This is a genomic window from Streptomyces sp. NPDC006463 (genome assembly GCF_042870715.1).
Lineage (GTDB): Bacteria > Actinomycetota > Actinomycetes > Streptomycetales > Streptomycetaceae > Streptomyces.
The window spans coordinates 17,202-28,360 of sequence record NZ_JBIAHP010000045.1; the positions used below are offsets into that span (position 1 = coordinate 17,202).

General features: G+C 69.0%; 13 protein-coding genes and 1 pseudogene. 7 read left to right on the forward strand and 7 right to left on the reverse strand.

The features are described from left to right. Positions 1-46: 46 nt before the first annotated feature. Positions 47-313 (reverse strand): hypothetical protein, encoded by a 267-nt coding sequence (locus ACFYOB_RS39825; protein WP_388569510.1) that lies wholly within the window; start codon positions 311-313, stop codon positions 47-49. 493 nt (positions 314-806) lie between these two features. Here ACFYOB_RS39825 and ACFYOB_RS39830 point away from each other — a divergent pair, with 493 nt between their 5' ends. Both ACFYOB_RS39830 and ACFYOB_RS39835 read left to right on the forward strand, forming a co-directional pair. Continuing rightward, positions 807-1,217 carry a hypothetical protein gene (locus ACFYOB_RS39830; RefSeq protein WP_388569512.1) on the forward strand — a complete coding sequence of 137 codons (411 nt, stop codon included), beginning with the start codon at positions 807-809 and terminating at the stop codon, positions 1,215-1,217. Beyond that, positions 1,172-1,924, forward strand: coding sequence for a hypothetical protein (locus tag ACFYOB_RS39835; protein ID WP_388569514.1), 753 nt, complete (start codon positions 1,172-1,174; stop codon positions 1,922-1,924). Before ACFYOB_RS39830 ends, ACFYOB_RS39835 begins: the two co-directional genes overlap by 46 nt. An 11-nt stretch (positions 1,925-1,935) precedes the next feature. Here the strand turns inward: ACFYOB_RS39835 and ACFYOB_RS39840 are convergent, their stop codons facing one another. The 3 genes and pseudogenes from ACFYOB_RS39840 to ACFYOB_RS39850 all read right to left on the reverse strand — a co-directional run bounded on the left by ACFYOB_RS39840 (position 1,936) and on the right by ACFYOB_RS39850 (position 5,795). Further along, positions 1,936-2,319 carry a barstar family protein gene (locus ACFYOB_RS39840; protein ID WP_388569517.1) on the reverse strand — a complete coding sequence of 128 codons (384 nt, stop codon included), beginning with the start codon at positions 2,317-2,319 and terminating at the stop codon, positions 1,936-1,938. 97 nt (positions 2,320-2,416) lie between these two features. Further along, a pseudogene (locus tag ACFYOB_RS39845) lies at positions 2,417-2,989 on the reverse strand (ATP-binding protein); the annotation flags it as partial. Positions 2,990-3,086: 97 nt separating this feature from the next. Beyond that, positions 3,087-5,795, reverse strand: a complete 2,709-nt coding sequence (locus tag ACFYOB_RS39850; protein ID WP_388569519.1) for an AAA family ATPase — start codon at positions 5,793-5,795, stop codon at positions 3,087-3,089. A 128-nt stretch (positions 5,796-5,923) separates the two neighbouring features. Here ACFYOB_RS39850 and ACFYOB_RS39855 point away from each other — a divergent pair, with 128 nt between their 5' ends. From ACFYOB_RS39855 to ACFYOB_RS39875, 5 genes are all read left to right on the forward strand, one after another. Further along, positions 5,924-6,925, forward strand: coding sequence for a GNAT family N-acetyltransferase (locus ACFYOB_RS39855; protein WP_388569522.1), 1,002 nt, complete (start codon positions 5,924-5,926; stop codon positions 6,923-6,925). A gap of 39 nt (positions 6,926-6,964) precedes the next feature. After that, positions 6,965-7,252 (forward strand): hypothetical protein, encoded by a 288-nt coding sequence (locus ACFYOB_RS39860; protein WP_388569524.1) that lies wholly within the window; start codon positions 6,965-6,967, stop codon positions 7,250-7,252. A gap of 110 nt (positions 7,253-7,362) precedes the next feature. Then, on the forward strand, positions 7,363-8,580 hold the full coding sequence (locus ACFYOB_RS39865) for a serine hydrolase domain-containing protein (RefSeq protein WP_388569527.1): 1,218 nt from the start codon (positions 7,363-7,365) through the stop codon (positions 8,578-8,580). 150 nt (positions 8,581-8,730) lie between these two features. Further along, positions 8,731-9,012 (forward strand): hypothetical protein, encoded by a 282-nt coding sequence (locus tag ACFYOB_RS39870; RefSeq protein WP_388569529.1) that lies wholly within the window; start codon positions 8,731-8,733, stop codon positions 9,010-9,012. 104 nt (positions 9,013-9,116) lie between these two features. Beyond that, positions 9,117-9,761 carry a hypothetical protein gene (locus tag ACFYOB_RS39875; RefSeq protein WP_388569531.1) on the forward strand — a complete coding sequence of 215 codons (645 nt, stop codon included), beginning with the start codon at positions 9,117-9,119 and terminating at the stop codon, positions 9,759-9,761. 128 nt (positions 9,762-9,889) lie between these two features. On the opposite strand, the gene ACFYOB_RS39880 is transcribed toward ACFYOB_RS39875, so the two are convergent. The 3 genes from ACFYOB_RS39880 to ACFYOB_RS39890 all read right to left on the reverse strand — a co-directional run. Then, complete coding sequence (locus tag ACFYOB_RS39880) at positions 9,890-10,387, reverse strand: transposase family protein (RefSeq protein WP_388569534.1); 498 nt, start codon at positions 10,385-10,387, stop codon at positions 9,890-9,892. Beyond that, positions 10,332-10,562, reverse strand: coding sequence for a hypothetical protein (locus tag ACFYOB_RS39885; protein ID WP_388569537.1), 231 nt, complete (start codon positions 10,560-10,562; stop codon positions 10,332-10,334). Before ACFYOB_RS39885 ends, ACFYOB_RS39880 begins: the two co-directional genes overlap by 56 nt. Positions 10,563-10,785: 223 nt before the next feature. Beyond that, on the reverse strand, positions 10,786-11,159 hold a 374-nt coding region (locus ACFYOB_RS39890; RefSeq protein ID WP_388569540.1), incomplete at its 5' end, for a hypothetical protein.

The window sequence follows — 11,159 nt, forward strand, 5'->3', positions numbered from 1 at the left end:
AGCTCCGCGGTTTCCTCGCCTGGCCCGGGCTCGGCCCGGCTGCCGGCTACCACGGGCTGTGCTCCTCACGCAGCCGTCCCGCCGCCGCGGTGACGGGCCCGACCGCCCAGACGGTCAGCACACCTCCGTCCGCGGCTTCGTACCGCACAACGCGGCCCCCGGGACAACCGCACACAGACACAGACACGGACACGGACGGCGGCACCGGCGGCCCGGCGGGCAACTTGCGCCTCACCAGGCGCCACAGCGCGCGCAGCCCACCGGCGGTGCTCACCACCACCGGGGCGTACGCGATCACTTCCAGGAGCGTCATTGCAGGCTCCAGATGTTCGTAGGTTCACCGGCGCACTCCGCGCCTGCAACCCTGTCCTACGAGGCTCCGGCCCAGGAACTAACACATGATCGGAACTGCATCGTAATGACCGACCATCAGACAAAATGTGATCGTTGGCGTCCGCCGTGCCTCCAGGCACCAACACCTGACGCGGACCGGCGATGGCAGCAACGCTGAGGCGGCGCGCAAGGTGGCGGAACAGCCGGTATAGCGTGGCCGATTCTGGAGCGCCTTCACCGCCCAGGAGGCCGCCGCGAACGCGCCAGCGGCCGCGAAACCGTGGGCGCCCTTGTCCGTGACGACCGCACCTTCGACCTGGACCACCTCCACCAGACCATCACCGAGGCGGCACAGACCGGGGGAACCGCGTGGCCGGAGTGATCGTTTCCCCGGTGAATCAGACCGCCCGCACGGGTGAGTTGGCTGCCCACCCCCTGTCGCAGACCACGCGAGCCGCGCTACACCCACCCACGTGATCAAGAACCTGATGCTGCGCAGCCTGCCCGCACTCACCCTCGCCGCCCTGCCGCTGCTCACCACCGCCCCCGCCTCCCACGCTGCAGGCCCGCGACCGGCCGCGGCCGCCACGGTCGCCTCCCCTCCCGCCAAACCGGGTGCGCGGGCAGTACGCGCGCCGCTGCCGCTGTTCGAGGCGATCGACCAGCTTTCCGTCGCGGACGAGCACCGGGACGGCTACAAGCGCGACCTCTACAAGCACTGGAACAAGGGCCTGATCGCCTCCGACGGCTGCGACACCCGCAAGGAAGTCATCCTGGCCGAGGCCGTCGCGGCTCCGCAGGTCGCGGCCGGCTGCAAGGGCCCCGCAGCAACCACACCTTGGAAGCCGCCCTGGCCACTCTGCGGGACCTTGCCATCTTCCTGATCAACGAGCGCGACAAGGACGGCTGGTCCATCGTCGACGTGCACGACGTTGAAGCCTTCCTGGCCGTCCTGCCCCAGGCCCGCAAGCGGCGACTAACCGTGCTGCGGCAGTTCTTCCGCTTCGCGCGGGCCCAGAAGCTGGTACCGGTCGACCCGACCCGCGGCCTGGTCGTGAAGGAGGCGAAAGGCTTCCGAGGCCAGACCCTCACCCTCGACCAGCAGCGCGAGCTGTTCCGCCGCTGGACGACCGAAGAGCACGTTCACCCCCACGAGGCGCTGGTGGGCATGCTCGCCCTGTTGCACGGCGCCTCCAGTTCGGAGGTCCGGTTACTCCAGATCACCGAAGTTGACCATTCCGCCCAGAGAATCCGACTCGGCAAGCGCCCCCAACCCGTCCCTCTGGACCCTGCCTCCTGGACGGCGCTGCAGCGATGCCTGGCCCACCGTGACGCCTGGCCGACCGAGAACCCGCACGTCCTGGTCACCAAAGGGACAAAGGCCGGACGGAGCCCGGCCTCAACTGCCTATCTCTCCCACATTCTTGACGACTGCGGCTTCCCACCCCGGGTGATCCGCAGCACCCGTCTGGTCGACCTGGTGAACACCCTGGATCCCAAACTCGTCGCCGCCTCGTTCGGCATGGACCCGCAGGCCGCCCTGATCTATCTCGCCGACCACGTCGACGAGGGCCGATTGCCAGCCCTGTGACGAATGGCCGGCTAGCGAAGACTCAGCCCGCCCGGCAGCTCTTCTTCGATGATCTCGACCAGCCAATCGAAGACGGTCGGGCCACGTCCGGCACGGGCATCTGCGAGCCTGGCTCCCATGCTGGCCTTGTGCGTCGGATGGCATCGCCCGAGCATCAGCTCAAGCTGCCGCGCGGTCTCGGGGTGTCCGAGATTCTGACGGGAGGCTTCGTGGTCACGCCACTCGATCAGATAGTCGCCGTCGTCCGGTGTCCCGAAGCCTCCGCGGAGGCAGTCAGCGAAGGCATCGAGGTTCCGGCCGAAGTAACCGCCGCAGCCGATGCTCGCGCCGGCGACCCGCCAAAAGTCCTCCAGCGTCCTGACCTGACTGCCGTCCAACACGTATCTCACTGTCACAGCCCGCAGAGTACGTCCAGCCTGGCGGTCTGCCTATTCGTTTTGAACCCGTGCTGTTCAGGCAGCACCTCGCACGGGTTCGCCGGAACATGTGCGATTTTGTGAAGGACTTGTTCGAGGTCAGGATGATCGAGCCCTTTTCGTATCGCTTCGAGATCAATTGGAAGACGAGGTTGGCCTCCGCCCGTTCAAGGGGCTGCTAGCCGACTTCATCGAGGACGGGGACGTTGGGTCGCAGGTAGGTGTGCATCTTGCGGGTCAGGCGGCCGATATCGTCCGCGGCTTTGAGCTGGCGGACCATGTCGTCGAGGGTCGTGAAGTAGATCGCGTAGCCGGCCCGGCAGGCAGCGACCGCCAGGCTGACGGCGATGTGTGTCTTGCCGACCCCGGGCGGCCCGAGCAGGGCGGCGTTGGCCGTGTTCTGGACGAAGATCTTGCGAGGGTCGAGGTCGGGCTGGAAGGAGAAGTCGTACTCGTCCATCACCACCCTGGCCGACCATGGGGTCAACGGAGTGCGGGCCCTGGCCTGCCTGCGCTGCGGACGCGTCCGGCCGCTGCGCCGGGCCGTCCCGGGCGGTCGGGTCTGTCCAGGTTGCGAAGGGATTCTCGATCGCGACCGAGCAGGAACGCCTGCGCGGCCCGGTCTGCACCCCCTGCCGCCGGACCGCACGCAGCCACCCCATGCCCTGCCCGGTGTGCGAGTGGTCAGATACCTTGAGCTCGGCCCGGCTGCTCATGTCATCCAGGGCCAAGAGCGCTCAGTGGGGTCATCGGTCCTGACCCAGGAGGGGCGGGAGTTCGGTGCGGGTGGTGATGCCGAGCTTGGGGAAGGCCCGGTAGAGGTGGTGGCCGACGGTGCGGGGGCTCAGGAAGAGCTGGGTGGCGATCTGGCGGTTGGTGGCGCCCGTGGCGGCGAGCCGTACGACTTCGCGTTCCTGTGGGCTGAGTCGGCTGAGCAGTGCGTTCGGACGGCTGTCGGGGTCCAGGGTCTCACCGCTGGCCTGGAGTTCGGTGCGGGCCCGGGTCGCCCATGGCTGGGCGTCGAGCGTCTCGAATGTCTCCAGGGCGGTGCGGAGGCGGCTGCGGGCGTCGGTCCGGCGTCGTTCGCGGCGGAGCCATTCTCCGTACAGCAGCTCGGTGCGGGCTCGTTCGAACGGCTGGGTGGTGCCCTCGTCATGCAGGTGCAGGGCGTCCGTGAAGTGCTGCTCCGCCTGGTTGTCCGGACCGGTCAGCGCCTGGCAGCGGTGTGAAAGGGCGAGTGCCGCGGGTTGGCGTGCGGCCTGCGCCCATTGCGCCAGCAGCGCCGCGGGCTCCGTCGCGCGCTCGCGCTGCCCGGCCCGGATCGCGGCCTCCACCAGGTCGGGGAGGAGGAAGGCCGCGAGAGCGGGGTGCCCCACGCGGGACCTTGCCGTTTCCAGGTGGGTGAGCGCGTTCGCGGCGTGGCCGAGGCCGAGGGCGAGCAGGCCGAGGGCCCGGTGCGCGTGGGTGGCGGCCAGTTCGATGCCGTGGGCATCCGCGTAGTCCAGTGCCGCTGTGCTCAGGCCGGCGCACCGTTCCTGTTCGCCCTGGAGAGCTGCGAGCGTAGCGAGGGTTGCCCGCAGGTACGTTTCGCGGTGGCGGCGGCCGAACTGCTCGGCGACGGCCAACCCTTCTGTAGCGGCGGTGCGGGCCTCCTCGTAGAGCCCCAGCGACAGTTGGACCTCGGCGAGGAGGTGCAGTGCGGTGTGGAGCCAGCCGACCATGTCCTGGGCCCGGCAGTCGCGTACGCAGGCGTCGGCGACATCGAGGGCGGTGCGGTGATCGGCGAAGAGCTGGCTGTACGTCCCGGACAGCACCCTTTCGGCGAAACCTGCCTCCCCGTCCACGGCCTGCGAGTGACCCACCGTGTCCCTGACCGCGTCGAGGGGGCCTGTCATCGCTCTCGCCATCGCGTACTCCGGCGAGTCGGGGAGCCGGGCTGCTACGTCGGCCATCAGCCGGCGGTCGCCCGACGACTGCGCCGTCTGGACCGCCTCGGTCAGTACCGCAGCCAGATCGGCGGAACGACCGAGCCGGTCCGCGCATTCGAGCAGGATGCGCGCGGCCTGGCCTGGTGATCCCCGGTCGAGTTCGACGATGGCCCGCACGCGGGCGAAGTCGGCGAGCATTCCCTGGTCCAGGGCGAGCGCGTTGATGCGGTCGGTGAGGGCCGCGGTGCGGTGGAACTGCCCGGCCTCGGCAGAAGTGAAGGCCGCGGCGGCCAGGAGCCGGGCGCGTCCGGCGGAGTCCGCGGTCAGCTGCGCTGCCCGTTCGTAGGATGCCGAGGCCGAGGCGGTCCCCTGACGGCCTCCCGCCCTCTGTGCGACGCCCACCATCTCGGCGGCGACGGCTTCGTCGGTTCCGGTCGTGGCGGCCGCCAGATGCCAGGCCCGGCGGTCGGCGTGCTGGGCATGGCCCGGCTCCCCTTCCAGCGCGTCGGCCAGTGCCCGATGGGCTGCGAGGCGCCGGGCCAGCGCGGCGTCCTGGTAGGTGGCGGACCTGACGAGGGGATGGCGGAAGGACAGGGTGCGCTCGGTGAGCAGGACGAGAGTGGCCCGTTCAGCGGGTTCGAGGTCCTCCAGCGTGGCGCCGAAGCGGGTCGATGCCCGCAGTACGAGGTCGAGGTCGCCGGAGTCGTCGGCGGCGGCCACCAGCAGCATGGCCCGGGTGGGGTCGGGCAGTCGGCGGATCTGTTCCTGGAATGTCTCCTGGATCCGGCTGGAGGGCGAGGACAGCCCGGCGGGAAGAGAGACGGGGTTCAGCTGGCCGGCACGCTGTTCCGCGGTGAGAGCCGCGGGCAGTTCCAGCAGGGCAAGCGGGTTGCCCTGAGCTTGCTCGATGATCTGTTCCCGTGCGTAGGGCGACAGGGTGGCGACGCGGTCGCCGAGAAAGGCGTCGACGGCCGCGGAGTCGAGTCCCTCCAGCAGCAGTTGCGGCAAGCCGGTGATCTGCCCGCCGGGCACACCGTCCCGGACGGCGAACAGCATCACCACACCCTCGGTGTGGAGCCGCCGTGCCGCGAACGTCAGTGCGTCCAGGGACGCCCGGTCCAGCCACTGGGAGTCGTCGATCAGGCACAGGAGAGGACCGCCGCCCGCGGCCTGCGACAGGGCCGTCAGCACCGCTGTCCCCAGGCTGAACCGGTCTCGCACCGATTCGCCGGACAGCCCGAACGCTGCGTTCAGGGCAGCTGCCTGCGGCGGGGGCAGCCGGTCCAGATGACCGCTGACGGGCCACAGGAGCTGGTGCAGGCCGCCGAAGGCCAGCTCCGTCTCCGACTCGATGCCCACGGTCCGCAGCACGCGCCCAGGGCCCGCGAGCCCGGCGGCGTACTCCATCAGTGCCGTCTTGCCTATTCCGGCCTCACCGTGAATCACCAGCGCGCAGCTCGCACCGTCACCGGCACGCATGAGCATCCGGCGTATCTGGTCCTGCTCGATCCCCCGCCCGTACAGCATGGGGTCAATCTACCTAAGGATCCCGCCTTCTTGATCAACACGTTAAGTCATGCCGACCGATGTGCCGGACCGTCAGACCGCCATAGCTTTCCGTGCATCAGGTCACATCGATTGCAGGAGTCGTCACCTTGTCCGAGCACGTCCACGTCGTACCCCTCCATCGAGTCTCGGTCACCGATGCCGCCGCGTGGCACCAGGTCGTCGCCGCCTCGATGACCCACGACCTGCCGGGAGTGCCGCCTCCCGGCTTGGCACAGGTCGACGCCCAGCTCACCAAGCCCACCCTGGACAGCTCCCGGCTGACCTGGCTGGCCACCGGAGCGGACGGTGTCCCGTTCGCGGTCGCGGGCCTGCGGCTGTTCGCCTCCCAGGGGAGGGATCACCTGGCCGAACTGGAACTCCACGTCGACCCCGCGCACCGGCGACTGGGAGCCGGCTCCCGCCTGCTGTCGACCGTCGTGGCGGCCTGCCGCACCGAGGGCCGGCGGAGCCTGATCGTCGAAGCTCCGGCCGACAGCCCGGGCGAAGCCTTCTGCGAACGGTGGGGCTTCCGACGGGCGCTGAGCCTGGATCACCTGCTGCTGCACCTGGACCGGTGGGACGAGGCAGCCGTGATCACGACCATCGGTACCGAGCGCCCCGGGTACCGGCTGGCCGGCTGGACCGGAACGGTTCCCGACGGCCTGGCCGACGCCTTCGCCGCGGCCAAGAACGCGATGAACGACATGCCCATGGGAGAGCTGGACTACGGCAGCGTCGCGTGGGACGCCGACCGCGTCCGCGCCATGGGCAAGGTGATCTCCGACCGAGGGGACGTACTACTGACCATCGCCGCCGTCCACGACGACGGCACCATGGCCGGCTACACCGAGGTCGTGCTCCCCGGGGGCTCCGGGCCGCGCGCCCAGCAGTACGACACGGCGGTCGTGCCCGCGCACCGCGGCCACGGGCTGGGGCTGTGGGTCAAGGCCGCCATGGTGCGCAGGCTGCGCGCCGAGTACCCGGGAGTGGTCGAGATCGAGACGGACAACGCCGAGGACAACGTCCACATGCTGGCGGTCAACCGCGCAATGGGTTTCCGCACGTACCGGCGCACGCGCGAGTTCCAGCTCGACGTGCTCGCGCCCTGACCTCCGTACCGAAGTCCCTCTAGAAGAAGCGAGCAGCCCTTGCACAAGCTGGATACCACCCGTGACACCCCTCGCACACCCGTGATCACACCCCCGGCCGGCCACGCCACCGGCTCCCCGAACACCACCGCGAGCCGCCTGGCGGCCCCCGGCCGCGGAAGCACCGAGCTCAGCACCCGGACCGTCACGAGGGACGAGGTCGCAACCCGCCCCGAGCGCTCCACCCGTCGCGATCACATGTGGACGGCCATGTCGGGCACGCGAGAGACGGTGCTCGGGCCGCCCTCGCAGCTGCTCGGCCTGATCGCCTTCCCGCACGTGCGTTGACCTGCTGGGCGCCGGCGACTTCCTCGCCGAGCAGCCGCTCCGCAACGGCCGCGTCACCCCCCGCTGTCCCACTTCGCCGACACTTCCACCCGACCAGGGAGCACCCCACCATGTCCCAGTTCACCGCTTCCGGACAGCGCAAGATCCGCGACGTGCTGGCCCGCCACGTCGACTCCGGCAAGATTCCCGGCGTCGTCGCCCTGTACAGCAAGGACGACGAGACGTACGTCGAGACGCTCGGCGCGATGGAGCACGACGGCGGCGCGCCGATGCGCCGGGACACCATCTTCCGGATGGCGTCCACCTCCAAGCCGGTCTCGATAGCGGCGGCGATGGTGCTGCTCGACGAGTGCCGGCTGCGGCTGGACGACCCGGTGGACCGGTGGCTGCCGGAGCTGGCAGACCGTCAGGTGCTGAAGGCGTTCGACGGCCCGATCGACGAGACCGTCCCGGCACGCCGTCCAATAACCGTCCGGGACGTGCTGACCTCCACCTTCGGCCTCGGTATGGACATGACCTCCATCGGTACGCCGATCATGAACGAGGTTTTCGCACAGGGCCTGACGCCCAATCTGCCCACGCCGATGCCCGAGCAGGACGAGTGGCTGCGCCGCCTGGGCGCGCTGCCGCTGATGCACCAGCCCGGCGAACACTGGCAGTACCAGCTCGCCAGCGACCTGGCCGGCGTACTGGTCTCCCGGGTGACCGGCAAGACCTTCGAGGAGGCTCTGCGCGACAGTATCTTCGGCCCGCTGGGGATGGAGGACACCGGCTTCCACGTCCCGGACGACAAGATCGACCGGCTGCCGGTCCTCTACGCGCCGGACCCTGAGTCCGGCGAGTTCCACGTATGGGACGAGTCCAAGGGCGGCCGGTGGAACATCCCTCCGGCGTTCCATGGCGGTGGCGGTGGTCTGGTCTCCACAGCGGACGACTACCACGCCTACTTCAAGATGCTGCTGAACGGCGGCAAGCACGGCGGCGAGCGCGTTCTGTCCAGGCGGGCGGTGGAGCTGATGACCACCAACCGTCTCACCCCCGCGCAGAACGCCGCCCGCACCGAGCTGGCCACCAACAACGTCCACATCTCCTTCGGCCAGGGCCAGCACGGCGGTTGGGGCTTCGGAATGGGAGTGCGGACCTACCGCGGCGACTACGCTCCCGTCGGCCAGTTCGGCTGGGACGGCGGCGCCGGCACCTCCACTTATGCCGACCCCGTCAACAACATCGTCGGCATCCTCCTCACCCAGGTCGGCACCTCAGTCCCCGACTCGGTCCACCTGATGCACGACTTCTGGACCACTCTGTACCAGGCGATTGAGGACTGACGGCCGGCAAGTCCGTTCCCGCAGCACATGCGAAGGGGGGAGCGGTCGGACTGGTCCCATGCGCGCCCGGAGCGGCCCGGGGCCCACCTGACTGCACAGGTTGTCCTTAACGAGTGGCTGCGACGGGCGGCCTCCTGGGACCATGCCCTGGTGGCCCCAGAACTGCCCGCCGGCTGGACGATCGGACGCGTGCGCGCGCACTCAGGAGACCCGAGCGCCATCTCGCTCTCCATCGATCGGCTCGTGGTCCTGGAGGTGGCCGGTCAGGGCGACTACGAACTGCTCCGGCCCGATGTGATCCTTGCGTTCCACGATTTGTGTCTCGTGCGGGAGGACGGTGAGTGGTTCATGGGTCAGCTCGACGGTGACGGCTCGGTGATCTGTTGGGCCTCCTACGGATCCGACCTGGCGGCGGCCATCCGCGGCCTCTGAAGGACACTCCTTCATCCACTTTCGATAAACAGCCTGGCGAGCTCGTTGGGCGCTGTCGGGCCGATCATGACCGTGAACTCTAGGATGTGGGCGAGGGGTATGTGGTGGAAGATGTCTTCGACATGATGGGCAGGCCGCCGAGTGGCTGGATGCACGCCATCTTCCATGGAGGTCCGTACGGCGAGGATGTGGGGCGCTGTATTCCTGGTCCTCCCGCACCGGAGACCCTCGCCGTGCCGCAGTCCGACGGCGGCGTACATGTCTACCGGCTGTGGAATGCAGGTTCGTGGTCCGACCCGAACGACCCCATCGCGGTCTACAACCCAGACGGGCCGCCCGTACCGCTTCCTCTCCTGACCGTTCAGGAGAGGACGTGGCTCCGGGACAAGCGGCGCAGGCAGGGCCTTGGACCGATCGGAACAGTCGCGCTCGTGGGCGGCCGGATCGCACATGACCCCGAGCTCGGGGCCATCGAGGCGATGCTTGACGGCCTGACCATCAGGAAGTACCTGCTCCTCGAGCGGCTGACCGACCGCTTCGAGGACGACGAGTACATCCACGTCTTGCTCCGTGAGGATGAGACCTACGAGGTGGAGCACGGCATCGGCGCCGCGGAGTGCTTCGCGGCGCAGGCGACCTCTCAGGCGGAGGTCCGCGAAGTCCTGCGTGGCTGGGCAGCCGATCGGGAGGTCTGGAAGACCTCTCTGCTGTGGACGGCGTTGCCGCAACGGCATACCCGATCGACCTGAGTGGTACTCGGCGGCTGTTCTTCAGTGAGCCTCCGCCAACTTGAAGTAGCAGGTCAAAGAGCTAGTGTGACCGGCTTTCGGGGTACTCGTGCTGGTCGTGGGCGGGAGTCTGTGGAGAAGATCGTCCGTCACCGGTTGACTTCGAGGTTCGTCAGCACGAGCAGGGCGCGTAAGAGGCGGGTGGCGCGGGCGGGGTCGGTGCGTAGTTTGGCGAGGGTCCGCCAGTTCTTGAGGTGGGCGAAGCCGTGCTCGACCGGTGCCCGTCCGGTGGCGAGGACGCGGTTGGCGGTCTTCTGGCCTGGGGTGAGCTTGTGGGTGCGGGTGGCGATGTAGCCGGTGACGACCACGGGGTCGAGGACGTCGTTGTCCAGGCCGCGGAAGCCGAGGTCCGCGAGAGCTCCGAGGCCGGCGGCGCGCAGGTGGGCCAATATGTGGTCGTGGCGGGCAGCGGTGTTGTCGTGGGTGCGGCCGGGTCGGGCGGCGGATATCCAGATCAGGCGGCCGCTCTCGTCGGTCAGGGCGAGGAAGTGCAGGCCATGAGTGCGGTGCTTGCCGGAGTAGTTCCGCCGGTCAGCCTGGCCGGAGCGGCGCTGGGTGCGGATGAGGGTGCCGTCGATCAGGACCACTTTCCCCGCCTTGCTTGGCGACCTTCTTCAGAGCGCGGTCCAGCCGCGGCGCCTGGGCGGCGAGCAGTCCGATCAGCTCGTCGCGCCAGCGGCGAACGGTGGACTCAGACACGTTGTTGCCGCCGGCCATGTCGGCCAGGTGCTGGTCGTGGCGCAGTACGGCCAGGACGATCACCGCGATCTTCCCTGGCGGCAGAGTCCGCCACCTGGACCGGATCGCCTTCAGGTGGCGCCGCAGTAGGTCGGCGAGGTGGTTGACGGTGCGCGTGGACAGCGGCAGACGGCATTGGTAGACAAGCGGGTAGGTGTCCCCGGCAATTCGTCACACAATTTCAACGGCCGCCGGAGGTGAGCCGGTTACGTCTGTTCCAAGCCGCTTCGAGTGGCGGTTTTGCTGGTCACAGGCGGGTGGTGAACCGGCCGTCGGGCAGTTTCCGCAGCCAGCCGCGATCGACGAGTTTGATCAGCTTGCTGCGTAGCGGTTCGAGCTTGGCCTTCACGCTGACGTCGACCCCCACCACCTCACCGACTTCACGGGCCATGACCGGTCCGGCGGCCTGCCGCACGGCGGCGATGATGCGCTGGTAGTCCCACGGCAGAGCTTCTTCTTCCACGTTCGGCTTGCGGTGTGGGATGAGCATCACCGCCCGTCCGCCCACCTGCCCCGGCATCGGCCTGGCTGAGGAACGCTCTTCGGCGAGCTGCCCGGTCATCCGTTCAAGGACGCGTTCGGCGACGGCGAGTTCATCCCGTTCGGCCCGCACTTCCACAA

Excerpts from the sequence above, each read along its gene's own strand:
- ACFYOB_RS39825 (WP_388569510.1), bottom strand. The coding sequence starts at position 313 with ATGACGCTCCTGGAAGTGATCGCGTACGCCCCGGTGGTGGTGAGCACC.
- ACFYOB_RS39850 (WP_388569519.1), bottom strand. The coding sequence starts at position 5,795 with ATGCTGTACGGGCGGGGGATCGAGCAGGACCAGATACGCCGGATGCTC.
- ACFYOB_RS39865 (WP_388569527.1), top strand. The coding sequence starts at position 7,363 with ATGTCCCAGTTCACCGCTTCCGGACAGCGCAAGATCCGCGACGTGCTG.